The sequence below is a fragment of the Thermodesulfobacterium geofontis OPF15 genome (genome assembly GCF_000215975.1).
Classification (GTDB): Bacteria; Desulfobacterota; Thermodesulfobacteria; order Thermodesulfobacteriales; family Thermodesulfobacteriaceae; genus Thermodesulfobacterium; species Thermodesulfobacterium geofontis.
The window spans coordinates 1,580,685-1,602,577 of sequence record NC_015682.1 but is presented as its reverse complement, the minus strand read 5'-3'; the positions used below and the strand labels follow the sequence as shown (position 1 = coordinate 1,602,577).

21 protein-coding genes and 1 pseudogene are annotated in these 21,893 nt (G+C 30.0%); 7 read left to right on the top strand and 15 right to left on the bottom strand.

Translation table 11 applies throughout. The features are described from left to right. Positions 1-28 precede the first annotated feature (28 nt). The gene (gene def / locus TOPB45_RS08200) at positions 29-523 is read left to right on the top strand and encodes a peptide deformylase (RefSeq protein ID WP_013910372.1); all 495 of its coding nucleotides are present in this window, start codon (positions 29-31) and stop codon (positions 521-523) included. Positions 524-525: 2 nt separating this feature from the next. On the opposite strand, the gene TOPB45_RS08195 is transcribed toward def, so the two are convergent. From TOPB45_RS08195 to ispD, 12 genes are all read right to left on the bottom strand, one after another. After that, entirely contained in the window at positions 526-1,317 is a 792-nt protein-coding gene (locus TOPB45_RS08195) for a TIGR00282 family metallophosphoesterase (RefSeq protein WP_013910371.1), read from the bottom strand. Then, positions 1,307-2,869 (bottom strand): ribonuclease Y, encoded by a 1,563-nt coding sequence (rny, locus tag TOPB45_RS08190; protein ID WP_013910370.1) that lies wholly within the window; start codon positions 2,867-2,869, stop codon positions 1,307-1,309. The genes TOPB45_RS08195 and rny overlap by 11 nt, the downstream gene beginning before the upstream one ends. Before the next feature lie 231 nt (positions 2,870-3,100). Beyond that, positions 3,101-3,424 (bottom strand): cell division protein ZapA, encoded by a 324-nt coding sequence (locus tag TOPB45_RS08185; RefSeq protein ID WP_013910369.1) that lies wholly within the window; start codon positions 3,422-3,424, stop codon positions 3,101-3,103. 6 nt (positions 3,425-3,430) lie between these two features. Continuing rightward, the gene (locus TOPB45_RS08180) at positions 3,431-3,649 is read right to left on the bottom strand and encodes a hypothetical protein (RefSeq protein ID WP_013910368.1); all 219 of its coding nucleotides are present in this window, start codon (positions 3,647-3,649) and stop codon (positions 3,431-3,433) included. 80 nt (positions 3,650-3,729) lie between these two features. Continuing rightward, entirely contained in the window at positions 3,730-4,644 is a 915-nt protein-coding gene (gene nadA / locus TOPB45_RS08175) for a quinolinate synthase NadA (protein ID WP_013910367.1), read from the bottom strand. 3 nt (positions 4,645-4,647) lie between these two features. Continuing rightward, the gene (locus TOPB45_RS08170; RefSeq protein ID WP_013910366.1) at positions 4,648-5,490 is read right to left on the bottom strand and encodes a PHP domain-containing protein; all 843 of its coding nucleotides are present in this window, start codon (positions 5,488-5,490) and stop codon (positions 4,648-4,650) included. Beyond that, a complete protein-coding gene (locus TOPB45_RS08165) occupies positions 5,487-7,169 on the bottom strand; it encodes a CTP synthase (protein WP_013910365.1) in 1,683 nt (560 codons plus the stop codon). Before TOPB45_RS08165 ends, TOPB45_RS08170 begins: the two co-directional genes overlap by 4 nt. After that, positions 7,166-7,408, bottom strand: coding sequence for a DUF2703 domain-containing protein (locus TOPB45_RS08160; protein ID WP_013910364.1), 243 nt, complete (start codon positions 7,406-7,408; stop codon positions 7,166-7,168). Before TOPB45_RS08160 ends, TOPB45_RS08165 begins: the two co-directional genes overlap by 4 nt. A 121-nt stretch (positions 7,409-7,529) precedes the next feature. Next, the gene (locus TOPB45_RS08155) at positions 7,530-8,270 is read right to left on the bottom strand and encodes a lytic murein transglycosylase (RefSeq protein ID WP_172632675.1); all 741 of its coding nucleotides are present in this window, start codon (positions 8,268-8,270) and stop codon (positions 7,530-7,532) included. A gap of 134 nt (positions 8,271-8,404) precedes the next feature. Then, on the bottom strand, positions 8,405-10,342 hold the full coding sequence (locus TOPB45_RS08150; protein WP_013910362.1) for an aconitate hydratase: 1,938 nt from the start codon (positions 10,340-10,342) through the stop codon (positions 8,405-8,407). Positions 10,343-10,357: 15 nt separating this feature from the next. Continuing rightward, positions 10,358-11,026, bottom strand: coding sequence for a hypothetical protein (locus TOPB45_RS08145; protein WP_013910361.1), 669 nt, complete (start codon positions 11,024-11,026; stop codon positions 10,358-10,360). A 33-nt stretch (positions 11,027-11,059) separates the two neighbouring features. Beyond that, on the bottom strand, positions 11,060-11,752 hold the full coding sequence (ispD, locus tag TOPB45_RS08140) for a 2-C-methyl-D-erythritol 4-phosphate cytidylyltransferase (RefSeq protein WP_013910360.1): 693 nt from the start codon (positions 11,750-11,752) through the stop codon (positions 11,060-11,062). An 86-nt stretch (positions 11,753-11,838) separates the two neighbouring features. On the opposite strand from ispD, the gene aroC reads away from it, so the two are divergent. Beyond that, positions 11,839-12,936 carry a chorismate synthase gene (aroC, locus tag TOPB45_RS08135; RefSeq protein WP_013910359.1) on the top strand — a complete coding sequence of 366 codons (1,098 nt, stop codon included), beginning with the start codon at positions 11,839-11,841 and terminating at the stop codon, positions 12,934-12,936. Between the two features lie 5 nt (positions 12,937-12,941). Here the strand turns inward: aroC and ppcA are convergent, their stop codons facing one another. From ppcA to TOPB45_RS08120, 3 genes and pseudogenes are all read right to left on the bottom strand, one after another. Further along, positions 12,942-14,423, bottom strand: a complete 1,482-nt coding sequence (gene ppcA / locus TOPB45_RS08130; RefSeq protein ID WP_013910358.1) for a phosphoenolpyruvate carboxylase — start codon at positions 14,421-14,423, stop codon at positions 12,942-12,944. Between the two features lie 13 nt (positions 14,424-14,436). Next, a complete protein-coding gene (locus tag TOPB45_RS08125; RefSeq protein WP_013910357.1) occupies positions 14,437-14,655 on the bottom strand; it encodes a DUF4911 domain-containing protein in 219 nt (72 codons plus the stop codon). 131 nt (positions 14,656-14,786) lie between these two features. Next, positions 14,787-14,987: pseudogene (locus TOPB45_RS08120) on the bottom strand (cold-shock protein); the annotation flags it as partial. Between the two features lie 157 nt (positions 14,988-15,144). On the opposite strand from TOPB45_RS08120, the gene TOPB45_RS08115 reads away from it, so the two are divergent. From TOPB45_RS08115 to TOPB45_RS08095, 5 genes are all read left to right on the top strand, one after another. Then, the gene (locus TOPB45_RS08115; protein WP_013910355.1) at positions 15,145-16,380 is read left to right on the top strand and encodes an MFS transporter; all 1,236 of its coding nucleotides are present in this window, start codon (positions 15,145-15,147) and stop codon (positions 16,378-16,380) included. Positions 16,381-16,451: 71 nt separating this feature from the next. Next, positions 16,452-18,203: a hybrid sensor histidine kinase/response regulator gene (locus TOPB45_RS08110; protein ID WP_013910354.1), complete on the top strand. Its 1,752-nt coding sequence runs from the start codon at positions 16,452-16,454 to the stop codon at positions 18,201-18,203. Then, entirely contained in the window at positions 18,200-19,102 is a 903-nt protein-coding gene (xerA, locus tag TOPB45_RS08105) for a site-specific tyrosine recombinase/integron integrase (RefSeq protein ID WP_013910353.1), read from the top strand. The genes TOPB45_RS08110 and xerA overlap by 4 nt, the downstream gene beginning before the upstream one ends. 64 nt (positions 19,103-19,166) lie before the next feature. Further along, positions 19,167-20,660, top strand: a complete 1,494-nt coding sequence (gene lysS, locus TOPB45_RS08100) for a lysine--tRNA ligase (RefSeq protein WP_013910352.1) — start codon at positions 19,167-19,169, stop codon at positions 20,658-20,660. A 2-nt stretch (positions 20,661-20,662) separates the two neighbouring features. After that, complete coding sequence (locus TOPB45_RS08095) at positions 20,663-21,892, top strand: FtsX-like permease family protein (protein WP_013910351.1); 1,230 nt, start codon at positions 20,663-20,665, stop codon at positions 21,890-21,892. The last annotated feature ends 1 nt before the right edge of the window (position 21,893 follow it).

Here is a 21,893-nt window from a genome sequence, read left to right as displayed (position 1 = left end):
TTAATTATAATTAGGAGAGAAAAAAAATATGGAAATTCTTATTTTTGGAAATCCTATTTTAAGAGAAAAAGCCAAACCAGTTGAAAATATAGATGGAGAGCTAAAGGAAACTATAGATAAAATGGCTGAAATTATGTATAAAGCTAAGGGTATTGGTCTTGCTGCAAATCAGGTAGGGATTTTAAAAAGATTTTTTATAATGGATGTTTCTCAAAGAGAAGGAAAAAATAAATTAGAAGTTTATATAAATCCAGAGATAGTTTTTACAGAAGGAGAAACTATTTATGAAGAAGGTTGTTTAAGTATTCCTGGGTACTTTGCTCCTGTTAAAAGATATGCCAAAATTTATATTAAAGCTTATGATATAGATGGTAAACCTATTGAAAGAGAATTAGATGAAATTTCTGCTATAGTTTTTCAACATGAATATGATCATCTTGATGGAATCTTGTTTATAGATAGGCTTTCACCTATTAGAAAGCAACTTTTCAAGAAATGGTGGAAAAAACATTATAAAAAATAATTTTAAGGTTCGTTAATCAATCTAAATCTTTCTATATAAGTTGTATAACCCTCTTTATTAAATTCCAGATAAATTCCTTCCACCTTTACCTTTTCACTTTTTTCTACTTCCAATTTTCTTGGAACCATAGTAAGATACATTTCTAAGGCTTGATTTATTTTCATTCCTATAATGCTTTCTACAGCGCCACACATTCCCACATCAGTGATATAACCTGTTCCCTTAGGCATAATTCTTTCATCTGAAGTTTGCACATGTGTATGGGTACCTATTACTGCTGAAACAAGACCATCTAAAAAATATCCCAACCCAAGTTTTTCTGAGGTTGCTTCTGCATGAAAATCAATTATTATAAAGGGAGTTTCCTTTTTTATTTCCTGAACAAGAAATTTACCTACAGTGAAAGGATTTTCTAAGGGTCTCATAAAGATTCTACCTTCTAAATTTATTACTCCAAGTTTAATATTTTCTTTAGTATAAATAGTCCAACCCTTACCAGGAGCATTTTCTCCATAATTTGCTGGTCTTAAAACTCTTTCTGTTTTTTGTAAATAGGGGAAAAATTCTTTTTTCCAAATATGATTTCCTGAAGTAAGGACATCAATTCCATAAGAAAAAAGTTCCTCAGCAACTTTTTCTGTTAATCCATATCCACCTGCTGCATTTTCACCATTAGCTATAATAAAATTAGGACTGTATTTTTTAACTAATTCTGGAAGAAAAATTTTTACTGCTTTTCTTCCAGAATTACCTACTATATCTCCTAAAAATAGCAGTTTTACTTTATTTGGCATATTCAATAGCTCTTGTCTCTCTAATTACAGTTACTCTTATAATTCCTGGATAGGTCAATTCTTTTTCTATTTTTTGAGCAATTTCACGGGCTAATATATAGGCTTCTTCATCACTTATTTTTTTATCATCTACTATAACTCTTATTTCTCTTCCAGCTTGTATAGCAAAAGCTTTTTCTACCCCCTCAAAAGAGGAAGCAATTGCTTCAAGTTCTTTTATTCTTTTTATATAAGCTTCTAATAACTCTCTTCTTGCTCCTGGTCTTGCTCCAGATATAGCATCAGATATTTGCAAGATTATTCCTAATAAACTCGTAATGGGAATATCTTCATGATGAGAAGCTATTGCATTTACAATATCTTCCTCTTCTCCATATTTTCTTGCTATTTCAGCACCTATTAATGCATGAGGACCTTCCATTTCATAGGAAGAAGCTTTTCCTATATCATGAAGTAGTGCAGCTCTTCTTGCTTTTTTTGCATCCATTCCTAGTTCACTTGCTAAGGCTCCACAAATTATGGCTGTTTCAATTGAATGTTGCAAAACATTTTGACTGTAACTTGTTCTATATTTTAATTTTCCAATCATTTTAATGAGTTCAGGATGGAGTCCATAAATTCCCAATTCAAAACAAGCCTTTTCTCCTACCTCCATTAGATGATGCTCCATTTCCTCTTCTACCTGTTTAACAACTTCTTCAATTCTTGAGGGATGTATTCTTCCATCTGCTATAAGTCTTTCTAAAGCAATACGAGCGATTTCTCTTCTTAAAGGATCTAAACATGATAGAACCACAACCTCAGGAGTATCGTCTATTAAAAGGTCAACGCCGGTTAAAGTTTCGAAAGTTCTTATATTTCTTCCTTCTCTTCCAATTATTCTTCCTTTCATTTCTTCATTTGGAAGTTGAACGACAGAGACTGTTTTTTCTGTTACAAAAAGCACAGCAGCTTTTGAAATGGCATAAGCTAAAATTTCTTGGGATTTTCTTTTAGCCTCTTCTTTAGTTTCGTTTTCGTATTTCATAATAAGTTTTGCTTTTTCCTCTTTTAATTCCTCTTCTATTTTTTTGAGAAGTAATTCCTTAGCCTCCTTTTCTGTAAGTCCGGAAATTCTTTCTAATTCTTCTTTTGTTTGCTTTAATATTTCATCAATTTGTTTTTTTTCAGCCTCAATAAGGGCTTTTAGATCTTCAACTTCTTTTAATTTCCTTTCTAAAGTTTCTTCTTTTTTGATAAGAGTTTCTTCTTTATGAAGGAGCCTTTCCTCTTTTAAAGAGACTTCTTTTACTTTTTTTTCAAATTCTTTTTCTAAAGCGTGCTTATGGGCTAAAAGTTTTTCTTTTATTTCAATTTCTGCTTGTTGAAGTTTTAATTTAGCATCTTTTTCAGCTTTTTCTAAGATTTCTTTAGCTTTTTGTTCAGCATCTTTAATAAGGTTTTCTACTGTCTTTTTTGCTTCTAATTCTTTCTTTTTTTGAATATATAAATAAATCCCCAATAAAAAGAGAGCAATTACAAATCCAATTATTATCCCCAAAAGGATATTCATCCCTAATTCCCCCTTTATAAATTAAAAGTTAAAAAGTTTAAATTTTAGAGGGAGAAGGAAAGAGGATAAAAAACGATATTTATTAGAAATTAAAAGACCCCAGGGTGCCGTAAGGACTTCCTGCTCAAAGCTCTGTGGAAAATACTTTTGGGGTGGGGTCTGATAAGCCCTAAACGCCTTTTTAAAGGCAAAAGAGCCTCAGAACCACCTTGCCCCTTCATTTCAACAGTGTTAGCTTGGCAGGTCAACTTCATCCTCACGGACACCCCAGGATAACCTTTCTTTTTCTAAAAACTCTCCCATTTTATTAAGTTGAGTTTTAATACACCTTTCTAAAGCTTCTTTTTCTTTTTTAATTTTTATATAATCATGTGCAACTTGTAAAAGAAGCCAAACAGCTAATTTAAAAGTAGGAACCTTTTTAAAATTTTCTACTTCCCTTTTTTTATCTTCTAAATATTCCAAAACTTCTTTAACTTCCTCTTCCGGAACATGAGACCGGAAAAGGAAGGTTTGACCTAAAAATTCAAAACTTATTTCTTTAGCTTTTTGCATTTTTAATTATATTTGGGAGAGTTTTTCTATTAAACTACCTATCTTTTCTTTTATTATCCTTCTTTCCTCCTCCCTCTTATTTATTTCTTCTAAAAGTTTAATATTTTCTTGTTCTTTCTCTTTTAATTTCGTCAACAAAGCTTCTTTTTCATTTTTTAACTGAACTACCAAAGAAAGAAGCGCATCAATTTTTTCTTCTAAATCTGCAATATCTTGAAAATCCATTTGTACCTCCAGAAATTGTTAGAATTTTCTGTTAAAAATATTAAAATCTATTTTAATTCTTTTGTCAAGAGTAATTTAAATTAAACAATTTCTAACATTTTTTTAACAGCAGAATAGGCATTTTTTATAATTTCTTCTGGGAGATCTATTTCAAACTCTAAGTTTTCTAAAGCATTTAATACATTTTCTAAAGAAATTTTTTTCATAGAAGGACATACCATCTTTTCTGGAGAAGGATGATAAAATTTTTTATCTGGATTTTCTTTACTTAAAGGATAAAGAAGACCAACTTCTGTTCCTATAATAAATTCCTTATAAGGAAGTTCTTTAGCAAGCCTTAACATTCCACTGGTTGAAGCTACATAATCCGCAAGATCAATTACTTCGGGACGACATTCAGGATGAGCTATAAATATAGCAGAAGGATGTTTCTCTTTAGCTTTTATTACCTCTTCAGGAGTTAAAAAATGATGGAAAGGGCAAAAACCTTCATGATAAATAATTTTTTTATCTGGATAAAATCTCTGAGTGTATTGAGCTAAATTCATATCTGGAAGCATAATTACTGTTTTTTCTTTTAATGTGCCAACTACTTTTACTGCATTAGCCGAGGTACAGCAAATATCGCTAAGAGCTTTTATTTCAGCATAAGAATTTACATAGGTTACAATTGGAGCAGAAGGATATTTGTTTTTTAAAGCTATTACGTCTTCAGGAGTTATCATATCTGCCATTTCACAGGGGACTTCTTTAACAGGTAGTAACACCTTTTTCTTAGGAGAAACAATTTTTGCTGTTTCTGCCATAAAAAATACACCACAAAATACTATAATTTCTGCATCAGTTTTACTTGCTTTTAAACTTAATTCTAAGGAATCTCCTCTTAAATCTGCTATATCTTGAATTTCAGGGGGTTGATAATTATGAGCAAGAATAATGGCTTTTCTTTGTTTCTTCAATTTTAAAATTTTTTCTATCAACTTTTCTTTATTCATAAATTAGAGATTTTTCAGTGCTTTTTCTAAATTTTTATAGCATTCAAAGGGTACATTTAGATTGTTTAAGCCCTTTCCTAATTTTATATCAGGCTTATTTTCTCCGTGAAAATCACTTCCTCCAGTTAATAACAATCCTAATTCCTTAGCACATTCAATTAAAAATTTAGTAAAATCTGCTGTATGTTCAGGGTAAAACACTTCTATTCCCATTAATCCAAAATTTTTAAGTAATTTAATATATTCTTTTAATTCTAAAAGATTTAATTTTAAAGTTATAGGGTGAGCAAGAACAGGAATTCCTTTTGCCTCAAGAATTAATTTGATACCTTCTTCAGGTAAAAGAAGTGCTTTAGGTACATAAGCAAGAGCTCCTTTTTTTAAATATTTTTGAAAAGCCTCTTCAAAAGACTTAACAAAACCTTTTTTAACTAAAAGATTTGCTATGTGAGGTCTTCCTATTTCTCCCTGGGCAATTTCTTTTAACTCTTCTAAAGTTATCTTTATGCCGAGATTATTTAATTTTTCAATCATTTTTTTATTTCTTTCTTCTCGAGCTTTTTTGAGTTTTAAAAGAGTGTCATTTATTTTTGGGATTTCAGGCTCTAAAAAATATCCTAAAAGATGAAAATGTCCAGGTCCTTCAAATTTAATACTTATTTCTACTCCACATAAAAAAGGAAGACCTAAATCCTTGGCGGTATTATAAGCAGGTTTTAAGCCATCTATTGTATCATGATCAGTAAGAGCAAGGGCTTGTAATTTTTCTTTTTTAGCAAGGTAAACTAATTCCTCAGGAGAAAAGGTTCCATCTGAAGCTGTTGAGTGGGTATGAAGATCTATCAAACCTTTTTTACTCCACGACTAAGCTTATTTTGATAAGAAAATTTAATAAAGGATTTAAAAAGGGGATGAGGGTTGGTTGGTTTAGATTTAAATTCAGGGTGAAATTGAACCCCCACAAACCAGGGATGATCTTCCAGTTCTACTATTTCTACTAATTCTCCATTTGGAGAACATCCCACAACTTTTAATCCAGCTTTTTCTATAGCTTCTCTATAAGCATTATTAAATTCGTAACGATGTCTATGTCTTTCAAATACTTCCTCTTTTTGGTAGGCTTCCCATACCTTAGATCCTGGCTTAATAACACATGGGTAAGCTCCTAAACGCATAGTTCCTCCAAGATCACATCCTTCCTCTCTCTTTTCTATGCGACCAGTTCTATAATCATACCATTCCTTCATTAAATAAATTACTGGATAAGGTGTATTTTTATCAAATTCTGTAGAATGAGCTTCTTTCCATCCAAGAACATTTCTAGCAAATTCAATTACAGCAAGTTGCATTCCTAAACATATTCCTAAAAAAGGTATCTTTTTAATTCTTGCATAGTTTATAGCAAGGATTTTTCCTTCTATACCCCTTATACCAAAACCACCAGGAACAAGAATTCCATCTACATCTCCTAAATAAGTCTCTATATTTTCTGGAGTTAATTCATCTGCATTTATAAATTTTAAATTTACCCTTAATTTATTTGCCAGACCCCCATGAATGAGAGCTTCATTTAAAGACTTATAAGAGTCTTTAAGACTTACATATTTTCCTACAATTCCGATGGTAACTTCGTCTTCTGGATTTTTATAAGTTTTAACTATTTCTTCCCATACATGTAAATCTGGTTCTCTTGTCCACATATTTAAATATTCTATAATTTTGTCATCAAGTCCTTCTTTATGGAAAATAAGAGGTATTTCATAAATACAATCTACATCTTTTGCTGTTATTACAGCATCTTCTTCTACATTACAAAAAAGAGCAATTTTTTTCTTTATCTCAGGAGGTAAGAATCTATCAGTTCTACAAAGAATTATATCAGGCTGAATTCCGATAGCTCTTAATTCTTTTACACTATGTTGTGTCGGTTTAGTTTTAAGTTCTCCTGCAGTTTTGATATAAGGAACATAGGTAAGATGAATATATAAAGCGTTTTCTTTCCCTAATTCATATCCAAGTTGTCTTATGGCTTCTAAAAAAGGAAGGCTTTCAATATCTCCTACAGTTCCACCTATTTCTACTATGGCTACGTCAATTTGAGGACTTGCAAGATCAAGAATACAAGCTTTTATTTCATCTGTCACATGAGGAATAATTTGGACAGTTCCTCCTAAATATATTCCTTTCCTTTCTTTTTTAATAACTGAATAGTAAATTTTCCCAGAAGTATAATTGTTTTTAACACCCATTTGTGCTGAGGTAAATCTTTCATAATGTCCCAGATCAAGATCTGTTTCTGCTCCATCTTCTGTTACATATACTTCTCCATGTTGGAAAGGATTCATAGTTCCTGGATCTACATTTATATAAGGATCAAGTTTTTGAAGGGTAACTCTTAGCCCACGAGCCTCAAGTAAGGCACCTATAGATGCAGCTGCTAATCCCTTTCCTAAAGAAGATAAAACTCCTCCAGTAATAAAAATAAATTTAGTATGAAGTTTTCTAATATTCCTTGGAGATCTCATTTTTTTATCAATTGTAAAGCTGCAAGAAGTCCAGCTTTAACTATTAACTCAGCAGGAATTGTTTCGTAAACCCTATTTCCTACTTTAATAGTTCTACAAATTATTTCTATCCCTAAAGGGTTAAGGTATTGCTTAAGGATAGAAATATCCTTTTCAAGTTCTTCCTCAGTTAACTTACATCTTGGACATGTTTTTCCATTAATTAAAAGCCTTTGCCATTTAATTTTTAATGTGTTCATAGATTTTAATTTTACCCTCTTTTTATTTATTTTAAAAGAATCCAATCTCTAAAAGTTTGTTTGAGAAAGCCCGATTAATAAAACACCTCTTGCTAATCTTTTTTAAAAAGAGCATTATTACTTAATTTTTAAGTTTTTCTGCTATAGCTAAAACTGTATTTGCATAGGGTTCGCTTATATTATACTTCATTATTATTTTCTTTTTATACTCTAAACTTTCTTCTTTTTTATATCCTTCTTTTTTGAGATAATTAGCTATACTTGCCAAGGCATCAGGAATACTATATAAATCAATCTTTCCATCTTTATCCCAATCGTAACCATAAATTAAATAACTTTTAGGAACAAATTGAGGAAAACCAAAGGCTCCAAAAATAGAACCTTTTATAGAAAAGGGATCCCAATTATTTAAATAGGCTATTTCTATAAAATAAAGAAGTTCTTTATATCCCCAATTACTTCTCTTTTCTAATCTTTTTTTAATATTTTCATCATTAAGAGAAATTTCCGAACCATTAATAAATTTTTCAAAAAGTTCCTTTTCTCCAGAGAGAGCTAAACTATAAAATACATTTATTACAGGAAATTTTCCTGTTTTTTTGCCAAGATCAGTTTCTACAAGAAAAATGGCAACTATCACTTCTTTTTCTACACCAAATACAAATTCTATATCTTCTAAAAGGGTTTTGTTTTCTTCTATAAAAGCTTTAGCTCTCTCAATCCTTTCATTTTCTAAAAATTGAGAGTAGGGAAGTTCTGTCTCTTTCCAAGTTAAACTTTTTATCATTATATCGGGAAGATAAGTTAATTGAGGAGAAGAAAAAATGCTTTCTATATACTCCTCAGGAACTTTGTTTTTCAAATCCTCCTTAACTTTTATTTTTAGATTCTCTATAAAAGGGGCAAGAAAAGTAGAATCAGCATAAGTTTTAAAGGGTTTGATCAAAAGAATTAAAAATAAAAAAAAAAGTAATTATTTTCATTTCAAAAATCCTTTTATTTTTTTGCTAAATTTAAAAGAGATCCTGCAAGAACAGAATTTCTCTCTCTTTCACTTAGATCTAAAATTACTGATATTTCTCCTTTACCTTTAATAATTATTTTTATCTTTTTTTCTCCTTCTAAAAGAGCCTTCCTAATATCTTTTATAAAGAAAACATCTCCCTGTTCAATTTGGTTATAATCTTCTTTTTTTTCAAAAACAAGAGGGAGTATGCCAAAATTTATAAGATTACTTCTATGAATTCTTGCAAAACTTTTAGCAAGTTTTATTCTTACCCCTAAATATCTTGGGGCAAGAGCTGCATGTTCTCTTGAAGAACCTTGTCCGTAATTTTCTCCACCTACAATTCCTATAGTTAAACCTTTATTTTTTATTTCTAAAGCTTTTTTAGAAAATTCAGGATCTAAGTTTTTATATACATATTCACTTATAGCAGGAAGATTACTTCTTAAAGGTAAAATCTGAGCACCTGCAGGCATTATATGATCGGTAGTAATATTATCTCCCACTTTTAAAAGAAAAATCCCTTCTAAGTTTTCAGGAAGTGGATCAAAGGGTGGGAGGGGAACAATATTAGGTCCTCTTATAATTTCTACTTTTTGAGCTTCCTCTTCTGGTAAAGGTGGAATAAGCATTGAATCATTTATAATAAATTTTTCCGGGATTATAATTTCAGGATAATCTCCTAATTCTCTCGGATCAGTTATTACTCCTCTTATAGCTGATGCAGTGGCTGTTTCGGGAGAAACAAGATATATAAAGTCAGGTGAGGTTCCTGATCTTCCTGGGAAATTTCTGGTAAAAGTTCTTAAGGAAATAGAATTAGTAGGAGGAGCTTGTCCCATTCCTATACATCCAAGGCATCCACATTGATGAATACGAGCACCAGCTTTTAAAAGGTTTTTAAATGCAGAAAGGGCTACTAAATTTTCTAAAACCTGAATAGAACCTGGGTTAATTTCAAAAGAAACATCTGGATGAACCTTATGATTTTCAAGGATTTTTGAAACTATTAGAAGATCTTTTAAAGATGAATTAGCACAAGAGCCTATAATTACTTGAGCTACCGGTTTTCCAGCTTCTTCAGCAACTTTTTTAACATTATCAGGAGAGGAGGGACAGGCACAGAGAGGTTCAATTTTTGAAAGATCAATTTCAATAATTTCATCATATTGAGCATCTTCATCAGGTTTAAGTTCTATATAATCTTCTTCTCTATTTTGGGCTTTTAACCAAAAAAAAGTTAATTCATCAGAGGGAAAGATACTTGTTGTTGCCCCGGTTTCAGTTCCAAGATTACATATAGTTGCTCTTTCAGGAACAGTAAGAGTTTTAATCCCTGGACCAAAATATTCTAAAATTTTATTTCTTCCACCTTTTACTGTAAGCTTAGAAAGTAAATAAAGAGCTACATCTCTTGCAGAAACCCAGGGCTGAAGTTTTCCATATAAATAAACTCCTACAATTTTAGGCATTTTTAAATAGAAAGGATATTCTGCCATAGCCATAGCTACATCAAGCCCACCTGCGCCTATAGCAATCATCCCGCATCCGCCAGCAGTAGGAGTATGACTATCAGAGCCAAGAAGTGTTTTTCCAGGCTTTGCAAATCTTTCTAAATGAACCTGGTGACATATGCCATTTCCTGGTTTGGAAAACCATATTCCATATCTTTTAGCAATACTTAAAAGAAATCTATGGTCATCTGCATTTTTAAAATCTGTTTGTAAAATATTATGATCTACATAAGAAACAGAAAGTTCCGTTTTAACTCTATTAATTCCTATAGCTTCAAATTCAAGATAAGCCATAGTTCCTGTTGCATCCTGAGTTAATGTTTGGTCTATTTTTATAGCGATCTCTTCTCCCGGGGCAAGTTTCCCAGATACTAAATGACTTTCAAGGATTTTATGAGTAAGAGTTAATCCCATAAATCCTCCAAATTTTTAAATTTCTCCAAAACATTCTGGGAAAAAAATTTTTATATTTTCTAAAATCTTTTCCGCAGTATCTCTTAAAACCCCTTCTTTCAATTTTAAGAGAAAAATTAATGCTTCAGAGATAGAAAAAGGGGTAAAAATTTGATAAAAATCTTCTTTTTTTAATACATAATTATTGGGAAATAAAGATAAAAGGGAAATTAATTCTTCGCAAGTTCCTTTTAAATAAAAAATTAAAATTAAATGCTTTGCTTTTAAAAAAGAAGGGAGTTCTGTTTTTTCTTCTTGAGAAAGAAGTTCAAGAGTTATATCCTGAGAAGCAATTACAGAATGTTTTGGAGAGACATCTTTTATAAATTCCTTAGGGAGTTTTTTAGAAAGAATAAGATATAAATTTTTAACCAACTTTAAATCTAAATGTTCTTTTATAAGTGCTCTTAGAGTGTATATAGAAAAGGTTAAAAGATATTCTCTTTTTTCAATTTCATCAAATTTTATTCCACTGATAGTTCTTTCTAAGAATTTATAAATGGGGCTATCGCTTAAAGCTTTCAATTTTAAGGTTATATAAGTAAGTTTAAGGGCATCTTCTGAAGACAATTTGTGTTGTTTTTTTAAAAAATTAAAAAAATCTTGAGGTTCTTGAGGAATATTACTTAACCATTTAATTTCCATAATTTTATAAATTTTCAGGATTTATTTAATAACCTATAGCAGGTCTTCTATTTTACAATCAATTAATTTTTCTGCAAGAAAAAGATCTTCGGGATAGGTAATTTTATAATTTATAAAGGAACCATCTACAATTCTAACCCTGTATCCATAGTGTGAAAGAAGAGTGCTTTCATCAGAAAAGATAAGGTTTTCTTTTTGAGCTCTTTCAAGAAGGTGTCTTAAAATTTTAGCCCTTATTCCTTGAGGAGTTTGAATACAGAAAAGATTAGTTCTATCAACATTTTCTTTAACCTCTCGGAGAAATACTCTATTTAGAGTATCTCTAACAGGAATAGCAGGGACACAAGCCCCAAATATTTTAGTATTTTCAATTACTTCACTTATTAATGCTAAAGAGACGAAAGGTCTAACTGCATCATGAATAAGAAATATTTCAGTTTCAGGAGGGGAAACTTTAATTCCTTTAAAAACAGATTCTTGTCTTGTTTTACCGCCTTCGGTAATTTTTAAAACTTTTTTTAAATTATAAAAAGATATAAGCTTTTCGGTTTCCTTTATATATTCAGGAGAAACGCTAAGCACAATTCCATCTATCTGAGGATGTTTTTCAAATTTTTGAAGGGTATAAATAAAAAGGGGCTTTCCTTTTATTTCTAAAAATTGTTTGGGTTTTTTAGAATTAAATCTTTCCCCTTTACCAGCTGAAGGAATAACAGCTATAATCATATACTAAAATATAGCATTTTGAAAATTTTTGTCTAATCTAAAATTAGGTGTAAAATAAATTTTATAAAATTTAACAAGAAGTTTAAATGAGCGGAAATACTATAGGAAAATTATTCAGAGTTACTACTTTTGGAGAATCTCATGGTAAAGCTCTTGGTGCAGTAATTGACGGATGTCCTCCTGGATTATCTCTTACAGAAGAGTATATTCAAAAAGAACTTGAAAAAAGAAGACCTGGAAAAGTTTCCGGTCAAAGTCCAAGAAAAGAAAAGGATAAAGTTGAAATTCTTTCCGGAGTTTTTGAAGGTTATACCATCGGAACTCCTATAGCTCTATTAATTTATAATGTGGATGTTGACTCATCAGCTTACGAAAAAATTAAAAATGTTTTTAGACCTGGGCATGCTGATTTTACCTATTTTATAAAATATGGAGGGTATAGAGATTATAGAGGTGGGGGTAGAAGTAGTGGAAGGGAAACAGTTGCAAGAGTTGCAGCAGGGGCTGTAGCAAAAAGGGTGTTAGAAGAATATGGAATTGAAGTTATAGCTTATACCATTTCTCTTGGAGGAATTGAAGTTAAAGAAAAAAATTTAGAAGTTATTTATAAAAATCATCTTTTTTGTCCAGATATGTCTGCCTATGAAAAAATGTGTGAAAAAATTGAAGAAACTAAAAAAGAAGGAGATTCATTAGGAGGAGTGGTTGAAGTTCTTGCAAAAGGTGTTCCCGCAGGATTAGGAGAACCTGTTTTTGACAAATTGAGTGCTGATCTTGCTAAAGCTATTTGTAGCATAGGTGCAGTAAAAGGTATAGAAATGGGAGCAGGTTTTAAAGTTGCTTATATGAAAGGTTCAGAAAATAATGATCCTATAACTCCCTATGGATTTTTAAAAAATGATGCAGGAGGCATTCTTGGAGGAATTTCTTCAGGACAAGATATAATTATTAGAGTTGCTGTGAAACCTATTCCAAGTATAAAAAAAATCCAAAAAACCATAAATGAAAAAAAAGAGGAAGTTGAAATTTCTATAGGAGGAAGACACGATATTTCTGCAATCCCAAGAATTGTTCCAGTGATAGAAGCAATGGTAAGAATTGTCCTTGCAGATCATTTACTAAGACAACTTGCTAATCTTGCTTTTCAAAAAAGACTAAAATTTCCTGATTTTTTTAAGGATTAGAAAATTTAACCTAAAAATTTCCTTAAATAGGCTCCTTCAATAAGAAGTTCACTTAAATTCGAAGTTATTCCCCTTTTTAAATTTTTCAAAATATTAGTAGTAACTTCCTTATGTTCTATATGGACTGTATATTTTATGTCAAGAGAATTCAAAACTTCCAAAGATTTAATAATTTTATTTTTTTCTTCTTCATTTAATAATTCCAAACACTTGGGATTGAAATATTGTAAAGCAATTGAAAAATCGTATTCCAGATTTTTATATATATTTTTTAGGTCTTTTAATTCCTCTTTATCTAAGCAATTAACACCTAAGAGTTCCGGAGGAAGACCAATAGAATAACAGGCAGCACAGAAATTTATAACCCTTGGAAGAGTAACACCTCCAACACTTCTTGAATACCCAAAAAGACCAATATGAAGTTTTCTCATTCTTCTTTTTGGCACATATTTAGCAAGTTCATTTATAGCAGGAGCAAGCGGAGAAATGAGACTATGATATTCCTTAGAGAATTTTTCTATAATTTTTTTACAAAATTTTTCATCTACATCTTCTAAAGGATAACGAATAAAATTTTTCAATTTTTTAATTCCTGTAATAACATCTTCTATAGGAAAATCATATTTGAAGGCAGACTGTACTGTAAAAGTTTCAACAGGTGAAAATTCATTAAGAACTTTATCTACAGTATAAGGAGAAAGATTTCCTCTAAAAGGAGGAGTTCCTGCACCTAAAATAGGATATATTTCAATTTCTTTTTCTTGGGCAACTTTTTCTAATTTTTTAAGAGCCACTTTAATAGCTAATACAGCACTTATCATCCCATAGTTCAGAGCAGGATCAGATCTTGCCAAAAAAACCCTTAAATAATTAAAATCTTTATCTTTTAAATATTCAAATAAAATTTTGTCCACATTAAAAAGAGTTTCTACATCCTCAAAGAGGGGAATTACATTAATTCTTTCTGGTAAAAATTCTCCTACCCATTCAGCAACAGTAATATCTTCTTCATAAATTTTTTGATATTGTTTCCCGGAAATAAAATTTTTATAAAAATAATAAACCCTATTTAATTCTTTAGCTGATGTGGTCATAGGTAGGATTACTTCAAAAATGGGAGGATAGGGATTTTCGTAAAAAACTTTTGCTGCATCCATAGAGCGAGGAATACTTTCTAATGCTTCAACAAGAATTTTTGCTTCTTCTTTTTCTACTGTAGGATTGGGAATTCTAAGGGTTATAAAGACGTCTTTTCCCAGTTTTTTGTTTTTGAAAAAAGTAGGATATTTAGAAAGAAGTTTTTTTACTACAAAGTCATCTACCTCCTTTCCTTCACTATCCCACATTTGTTCATCGCAACCAAGATGAGAAAAAGCATAATAGGCTTCCTGAATTTCGTCCTCCCCTGACATATCTGCATGTTCAGCAAAAAAAGGAATAGATACATTATCTGGATGTTGAGTTGACATTACCCTCGGGATTTTCATAAAATATACTTTATCAAAAAATATCTATTAATTCAAGAGAAAGAAAATCTTTTAGATCCTCTAATATTTCTTTTATAAGAGATTTTTCCTTTTCAAAAAAATAAATTTTTGCTAATCCCTTTTTAGAATCGAGAACACTTAATATGGCTAAGTGATCATATCCTTCTAAAATAAATTTTAAATAAGCTAATTTTTGAGGGTTTAATTTAACTAAGAAAAAAGAACTTCTCATATAAAAAAATTAAGAATATAAAAATTAAGAATATAAAAAGGGGGTAGGAACCCCCGGTTTAACCTAATCAAGAAAACTTAGCTCTGTTCTCTTCTGGAAGGTTTTCTTTGAGATCTTCTGGGAGTACCTGCATCTAAAACTCTAACCTTGGAAGCCTGTTCTCCCTTAGGACCTTGAACTACTTCAAATTCTACAGTCTGACCTTCCCTAAGGGTTTTGAAACCTGGCATTTCGATGGCAGAGTAATGTACAAAGACATCTCCGCCATCTTCCTTGGAAATGAAACCGTAACCCTTCTTCTCATCAAACCACTTTACTTTACCTCTAAACATGTTACTTAAACCTCCTAAAATTTTTTCTTATGTTTCTTAAACTACACCTTAAAAAATTTTTGTAAAGAGGTAAATTTAAAAATTTTAAAAAATTTTTAAAAAATTTGATTTTTAAAAATGATTGTTCAAAACTTTGGTAAACAATTAATATAAAAGCATGAAAAATTTTAGATTAAGTCTCTCTTTAGAGGATAATCCTTTAAAAATCAAAGATTTTAGATTTTTTATTATCGGGCATTTTGTTTCCTTTACAGGTTCTTGGATTCAGAACACAGCCCAAATTTGGTTAGTTTATGAATTAACCTGGTCTGCGCTTTATTTGGGAATTTTTAATTTTCTAAGTTCATTTCCAACCATTATTTTTACTTTCGTTTCTGGTATTCTAATAGACCTTTTTGATAGAAGAAAATTATTAAGCCTTATTGCCTTTTTCTCTATTTTCCCGCCTTTAATATTAGGAATTTTAACCCAGTTTAAATTAGTAACTTTTTGGCAAGTTACTTTTCTTGCTTTTTTATCTGGATGTTTATCAGCTTTGGATGTTCCTTTAAGACAAGTTTTTATTTCAGAGATAGTTCCTATGAAATTTTTAACTAAAGCCCTTTCCTTTCAAGCTTTATCTTTTAATACAGCACGTATATTAGGGCCCTTTTTTGCTGGTTTAATTATTTCCTACGGTAGTTTGTACCAATGTTTCTATATAAATGCTTTAAGTTTTATTCCCTTTTTTATTTTTCTAACCTTTTTTATAAAAACTACAAAACAGAAAGAAATTAAAAAAATAGAAAAAGGAGAAATAAAGAGATCTTATAAAGAAGTTTATGAGTTTTTAAAAAGGGAAAAGAAAATACTAAATGTAATTATTTCTACAGCTAATTTTACAATTTTTGGTGCTACTGCAATAATTCTTCTTCCTATCATTGTTCATAAAATTCATGGGAAGGGTGGAAAAGAGTTTGCTTTTTTGTCCTCTATTTTGGGGCTGGGTGCTATATTTGGAGCTACTTTGGTAATTTTTGGAAAACCAATCAGTGATAAAATAAAACATCTTTTTAAAACTACTATAATTTTAAGTTTAGGTCTTTTAGGCTTAAATCTTATTAAAAATTGGTACTTTACTTTATTTTTTTGCTTTATAATAGGATTTTCTTTTGCCAATTTTTTCCCTGTAGCAAATAGTTATCTTCAAGAAAATACCCCTGATCATTTAAGGGGAAGAATAATTAGTCTTTTTACTTTAGCTTTTTTAGGAATGCACCCTATAGGAAGTTTTATAGCAGGTTTTTTAGCAAATAAAATCGGTTTACATTCAACCCTGTCTCTTTATGTGATCTTCTTACTTTTTTTTAATATCTATTTCCTATACCTCAAATCAAAATCCTCAAAATTCTAAAATAAAAAAATTTTTTTAAACTTTTTACTCATTTGTTCGATAGATATATATGACACGGAGGTTATTGCTTTATGGAAATAAGATTTGATGAAATATTAAATAAATTAGATACAGGTGTGCTAATTGTTGATAAAAATTACTATATAATTTATGCTAATAAGAAAGCTAAAGAAATTTTTAATTTAGATTTAAGTTCCCCTATTACTTGTTATTCTCTGTTTTATCAATATTCAGATCCTTGTGCAAGTTGTGTAAAAAAACACTTAACTCCTGAAAAGCCAGAAGTTAAATTAACTCTTTCTCTTGGTAAAAAATTGTATTTTATTGAATACAGCTATTTTTCTGAAGATAAAATTATTATTCTTGTTAGAGATATGGATGAAGAATCTTATTATAAAAATTCTTATTTCAGAGTTTTGGAAAACCTTCCATTTTTGATCATTTTTATTAAAAAAGGAAAAATAAAGTATCTAAATAGTTTTTCCGAAAAAAATCTTGGTTATACAAAACAGGAACTATTTGATAAAACTTTTGCAGAACTTATAGTATCTCCGGAAGAAAGATTTAATATAGAAAAGACCTTTAATGAAGTGTTAGTAGAAGACAAAGAGGAGGAAATTTTGATAAATCTTGTAAATAGAGAGGGAAAAAGTAAAACCTATTTGGGAAAATGCTTTGCTATAGATGATATAGATAAAGAAAAAATCTTAATTGTATCAGGTATGGATATCACAGAATTTTTAGATCTTAGGCAAAGATTAGATAGTATCCATAAAACTCAGAGTTTTGGAAGTTTCTTAAGAAGTATGGTTCACGATTTTAATAATATATTACAGCAAGTAGGAGAGTATCTTAAAGATATAAAAGAAAATATAAATAATCCCCAAAAAATAAGAAAATATCTCAATTTAACAGAAAAGACTTTATCTTCTTGGATAGATTTAAATAAATTACTCTTGGATTACACTAAAGAATTTAGAGAAATAGAAAAGAAAAGAACAGAAATTATAGGATTTATGAAAAACAACTTAGAACTCTTCCAGCTTATAGCTGGATCTCATATTTTTATTCAACTTGATTTTAATTACCTCTCTTCAGCTTGGGTTCCTGGAGATGAATCTTTTTGGAGATATATATTCCTTAATTTTATAAGTAATGCCAAAGATGCTATAGAAGGAGAAGGAACCATTTCCCTTATATTTAGAACTAAAATAGAAAATGGAGAGAAGTATCTTCTTATCTTTATAAAAGATACAGGATGCGGGATCCCTGAAGAATATATTAATAAAATTTTTCAACCCTTCTTTACTACTAAAGAAAAAAGCAGTGGTTTGGGTTTGTTTTTAGTAAAAAGTCATATAAATAATATTGGAGGAAAGATAGAAGTAGAAAGCGAAGTAGGTAAAGGAACTGTTTTCAAAGTATATGTTCCTTTAATGGAAGTTAAAAAAATAGAAAAGGAAAGAAAAAAACCTGAAGAGACTTACATAATATTGGTGGAAGATGAAGAGGAAATAAGAAAAAATTTGAAAGAGATTCTTGAGAAAGAAGGATATAAGGTTTATGCCTTTTCTTCTGGTAAGGAGGTTAAAGAAAATCTTGAAAGGATTGAGAAAGCAGATTTATTAATAAGTGATTTTCATCTTCCTGATATTAAGGGAGGGGAATTATATCAGATTTTGAAGCAAAAATTTCCCAATATAGATGTAATTTTTCTAACAGGTGATATATTTGGATTAGCAGAGCTTCCAAGTAATAGGGTAATATTAAAACCCTTTACCATAAATGATTTATTTTTAAAAATAAAAGAACTTTTGCAGTGATTGAAAAATATCTAAAAGAGTTCTTAGATTATCTCACCTTTGAAAAAAACTACTCCTTTAATACCATAAGGAGCTATAAAAAAGATTTAGAAGGGTTTTTAGAATTTTTAAAGAATCAGAATATCAATTCCTTAGAATCTTTAGAACCTTTTCATATTAGGCTATATTTACTTTTTTTAAAGAAAGAGAAAAAAGAGGCAACCACCATAGCAAGAAAACTAAGCAGTATTCGGAGTTTTTTAAAATACTTGTTAAAACAGAAAAAGATTAAAAAAAGTTTATTTAGCTATTTGTCAAATCCAAAAGTATCAAAAAAGTTACCTTTAATTCCTACAGAAGAGGAGATTAATAGTTTTATAGATAGTTTAGGAAGTAATGAAGAGTTTTTAGATATTAGAGATAGAGCACTTTTAGAAGTTGCTTATGGATGTGGTTTAAGAGTTAGTGAAATAGCTAATTTAACTATAGATCAAATTAATTTTGGATTACAGATTATAAGAGTTTTAGGGAAAGGAAAAAAAGAAAGAATTGTTCCTTTTGGTAAAAAAGCTTTTAAAGCCTTAAGAGAATATCTAAAAATAAGAGAGTTTTTATTAACGAAATTAAAAAAGAAAAGTCCCTATGTTTTTTTAAATTTTAAGGGGGAAAAGTTAACTGAAAGGGGTATAAGATATATTGTTAAAAAAAGAAGTAAAAAAAGGGGATTAACCTATTTACATCCTCATATTTTAAGACATGCCTTTGCTACCCATCTCTTAAATGCAGGGGTAGATTTAAGAAGTATTCAAGAAATGCTTGGACACTCATCTCTTACTACCACAGAAGTTTATACAAAAGTAAATTATGAATATCTTCTCAAAACCTATCTTCAAGCTCACCCAAGAGCAAAAGAAGATTAAGAGTTGGAAAAAGGTATTTTCGTAATAAAATAGGAAAGAAATTTTTTATTCAGGAGGAGAATTGATGACAGAGGAACACCAAATTATAAAGGTAAGATATGAGAAGCTTTCTGCTATAGAAAAAATGGGAATAAAAAGTTATCCTAATGATTTTCGTCCTCAAGATAAAGCTAAATATTTAAAAGAAATTTATAAAGATATGCCTCCAGAGGAACTTGAAAAAAGAGAAGCTGAATTTTCCTTAGCTGGTAGGGTTATGAGTAAAAGAGAAATGGGGAAAATTATTTTTTCTCATATTCAAGATGAGACAGACAAAATCCAGATTTTGATAGCTAAATCTGAGTTACCAGAGGAAGATTTTAATTTCTTCAAAAAATTTATAGATATAGGAGATATTATAGGAGTTAAAGGCAAACTTATTAAAACCAAAACAGGTGAAATAACCATCTTGGTTAAATTTTTAAAACTTCTTACCAAAGCCTTAAGACCCCTTCCTGAAAAATATCATGGATTAAGAGATACAGAACTAAGATATAGAATGAGATATTTAGACCTAATAATGAATCAAAGGGTAAGAGAAATTTTTAGGATGAGAACCCAAATTATCCAATATATAAGAGATTATTTTATTTCTGAAGGTTTTTTAGAAGTAGAAACTCCTATGATGCATCCTATTGTAGGAGGTGCAACTGCAAAACCTTTTGTGACTTATCATAATGCCTTAGATATGAATCTTTATTTGAGAATTGCTCCTGAACTTTATTTAAAAAGACTCCTTGTAGGGGGATTTGAAAGGGTTTTTGAATTAAATAGAAATTTCAGAAATGAAGGGGTTTCAAGCAAACACAATCCAGAATTTACTATGCTTGAATTTTATGAAGCCTACGCTACCTATGAAGATCTTATGAAAAGAACAGAAGAACTGTTTTACGGTCTTGCATTGGAAATAAAAGGAACTCCAGTAATAACCTATCAGGGTAATGAAATTGATCTTACTCCTCCTTGGAAAAGAATAGAATTTTTAAAAGCTTTAACTGAGTTAGGAGGAATACCTGAAGAAATTTTAAATGACAGAGAAAAACTTTTCAATTTTGCTAAAGAAAAGGGGATCGAGCTTAATTTAAAAGATCCCCGTATTGGTAAATGGTGGACTAAACTTTTTGAAGAACTTGTTGAACCTAAGCTCATTCAACCTACCTTTGTAATAAAATATCCTGTAGAAGTTTCTCCACTTGCAAGAAGAAATGACGAAGATCCAAGGTTTGCAGATAGATTTGAATTTTATATGGGTGGGAAGGAAATTGCTAATGCCTTTTCCGAATTAAATGATCCAAGAGATCAGAGAAAACGTTTTGAAGAACAACTTAAATTAAGAGAAATAGATGAAGAAATACCTCCGGAAATAGATGAAGATTTCTTAAGGGCTCTAGAATATGGTATGCCTCCTTGTGCAGGAGAAGGAATAGGAATTGATAGGGTAGTTATGATTTTTACAGATAGTCCATCTATTAGAGAAATTATCTTGTTTCCTCATTTAAGAAAAAAAGAAGATTTATAAATATGAGATTTTTTAGATTAAATTGGGAATTTTGGATAGCTTTAAAATACGTTTTTTCTCCAAAAAGAGAAAGATTGACTGGTATCATTTCTATTATTTCTATTATTGGAGTTGCTTTAAGTGTAGGAGCTTTAACAGTGGTTAATTCTGTTATGACAGGTTTTAAAGAGGCTCTCTCAGAAAAAATTTTGAGCCTAAATCCTCATATAAGCATAACTTTTAGAAATCCTGAAGCAAGAGAAAGACTTTTAGAAATTATTAAAAAGGAAATACCTTCTAAAGAAATTATTAGTATTCAAGAAACATCAACTTTGCAAGGTTTAATAATTTTTTCAGGAACTCCTGTGGGAATCATTTTAAAAGCTACAAATTTAGAGAATTTGAAAAAAGAAAGAGGGTTTAAAAAATTCCAAATTGAAAAGACTTATTTTGATAATAACGGAGAAGCCTTACCAATAATAATAGGTGAAAAACTGAGAGAAAGACTTGGGCTTAGTTTAGGAGAAAAAATAAGATTTATAAGTATAGAAGGTTTCTATACACCCTTTGGATTTTTTCCTAAAATAACTACCTTTATAGTGGCAGGAACTTTTGAAACTGGTGTTTATGATTATGATCTAAATCTTGTCTTTACTTCTTTTAAATTATTTTCTCAAAAATTTAAACCTAATAATTATGCCTTAGAAATAAAACTTAAAGATCCTTTCAAATCGAACGAATTTAAAAAGGGTATCCTTTCCCATCTTGGTTTTGGTATAACTATATTTGATTGGCAGGAATGGAATAAAAATCTCTTTGCTGCTTTAAAAATGGAAAAAATTGGACTTTTCGTAGTCTTAACTCTTATGATTACAGTTTCTCTTTTTACTATAATTGCAGCAATGACTATGCTTGTTTCTGAAAAAAAGATGGATATTGCTATTTTAAGGGCTCTTGGTGTTTCCTCCAAAAGTATTTTAAAAATTTTCTTTTTTTGCGGTTTAATTCTTTCTTTAATGGGAGTTATTGCAGGTTTAATATTGGGTAGCTCTCTTTGTATATTACTTTCTCATTATCCTGTTATTAAGCTTCCCAGTGAAGTTTATCCAGTTGAATATATGCCTGTGAAGTTAAAAATTATAGATATTTTTATAATAAGCTTTGTTGCAGTGTTTATAAGTGTTTTAGCATGCATCTTTCCAGCTAAAAAAGCGAGTGAAATCATTCCTGCAGAAATTTTAAGGCATGGATAAT

What these genes read in the sequence shown, in the direction of transcription:
- ispD (WP_013910360.1), bottom strand. Translation starts at nt 11,752, where the DNA reads ATGATTATAGCTGTTATTCCTTCAGCTGGTAAAGGGGAAAGATTTAAT.
- def (WP_013910372.1), top strand. Translation starts at nt 29, where the DNA reads ATGGAAATTCTTATTTTTGGAAATCCTATTTTAAGAGAAAAAGCCAAA.
- lysS (WP_013910352.1), top strand. Translation starts at nt 19,167, where the DNA reads ATGACAGAGGAACACCAAATTATAAAGGTAAGATATGAGAAGCTTTCT.
- TOPB45_RS08150 (WP_013910362.1), bottom strand. Translation starts at nt 10,342, where the DNA reads ATGGGATTAACTCTTACTCATAAAATCCTTGAAAGTCATTTAGTATCT.
- TOPB45_RS08165 (WP_013910365.1), bottom strand. Translation starts at nt 7,169, where the DNA reads ATGAGATCTCCAAGGAATATTAGAAAACTTCATACTAAATTTATTTTT.
- TOPB45_RS08185 (WP_013910369.1), bottom strand. Translation starts at nt 3,424, where the DNA reads ATGCAAAAAGCTAAAGAAATAAGTTTTGAATTTTTAGGTCAAACCTTC.
- TOPB45_RS08095 (WP_013910351.1), top strand. Translation starts at nt 20,663, where the DNA reads ATGAGATTTTTTAGATTAAATTGGGAATTTTGGATAGCTTTAAAATAC.
- TOPB45_RS08160 (WP_013910364.1), bottom strand. Translation starts at nt 7,408, where the DNA reads ATGAACACATTAAAAATTAAATGGCAAAGGCTTTTAATTAATGGAAAA.
- nadA (WP_013910367.1), bottom strand. Translation starts at nt 4,644, where the DNA reads ATGAATAAAGAAAAGTTGATAGAAAAAATTTTAAAATTGAAGAAACAA.
- TOPB45_RS08145 (WP_013910361.1), bottom strand. Translation starts at nt 11,026, where the DNA reads ATGGAAATTAAATGGTTAAGTAATATTCCTCAAGAACCTCAAGATTTT.
- ppcA (WP_013910358.1), bottom strand. Translation starts at nt 14,423, where the DNA reads ATGAAAATCCCGAGGGTAATGTCAACTCAACATCCAGATAATGTATCT.
- aroC (WP_013910359.1), top strand. Translation starts at nt 11,839, where the DNA reads ATGAGCGGAAATACTATAGGAAAATTATTCAGAGTTACTACTTTTGGA.
- TOPB45_RS08180 (WP_013910368.1), bottom strand. Translation starts at nt 3,649, where the DNA reads ATGGATTTTCAAGATATTGCAGATTTAGAAGAAAAAATTGATGCGCTT.
- TOPB45_RS08115 (WP_013910355.1), top strand. Translation starts at nt 15,145, where the DNA reads ATGAAAAATTTTAGATTAAGTCTCTCTTTAGAGGATAATCCTTTAAAA.
- TOPB45_RS08125 (WP_013910357.1), bottom strand. Translation starts at nt 14,655, where the DNA reads ATGAGAAGTTCTTTTTTCTTAGTTAAATTAAACCCTCAAAAATTAGCT.
- TOPB45_RS08110 (WP_013910354.1), top strand. Translation starts at nt 16,452, where the DNA reads ATGGAAATAAGATTTGATGAAATATTAAATAAATTAGATACAGGTGTG.
- TOPB45_RS08195 (WP_013910371.1), bottom strand. Translation starts at nt 1,317, where the DNA reads ATGCCAAATAAAGTAAAACTGCTATTTTTAGGAGATATAGTAGGTAAT.
- rny (WP_013910370.1), bottom strand. Translation starts at nt 2,869, where the DNA reads ATGAATATCCTTTTGGGGATAATAATTGGATTTGTAATTGCTCTCTTT.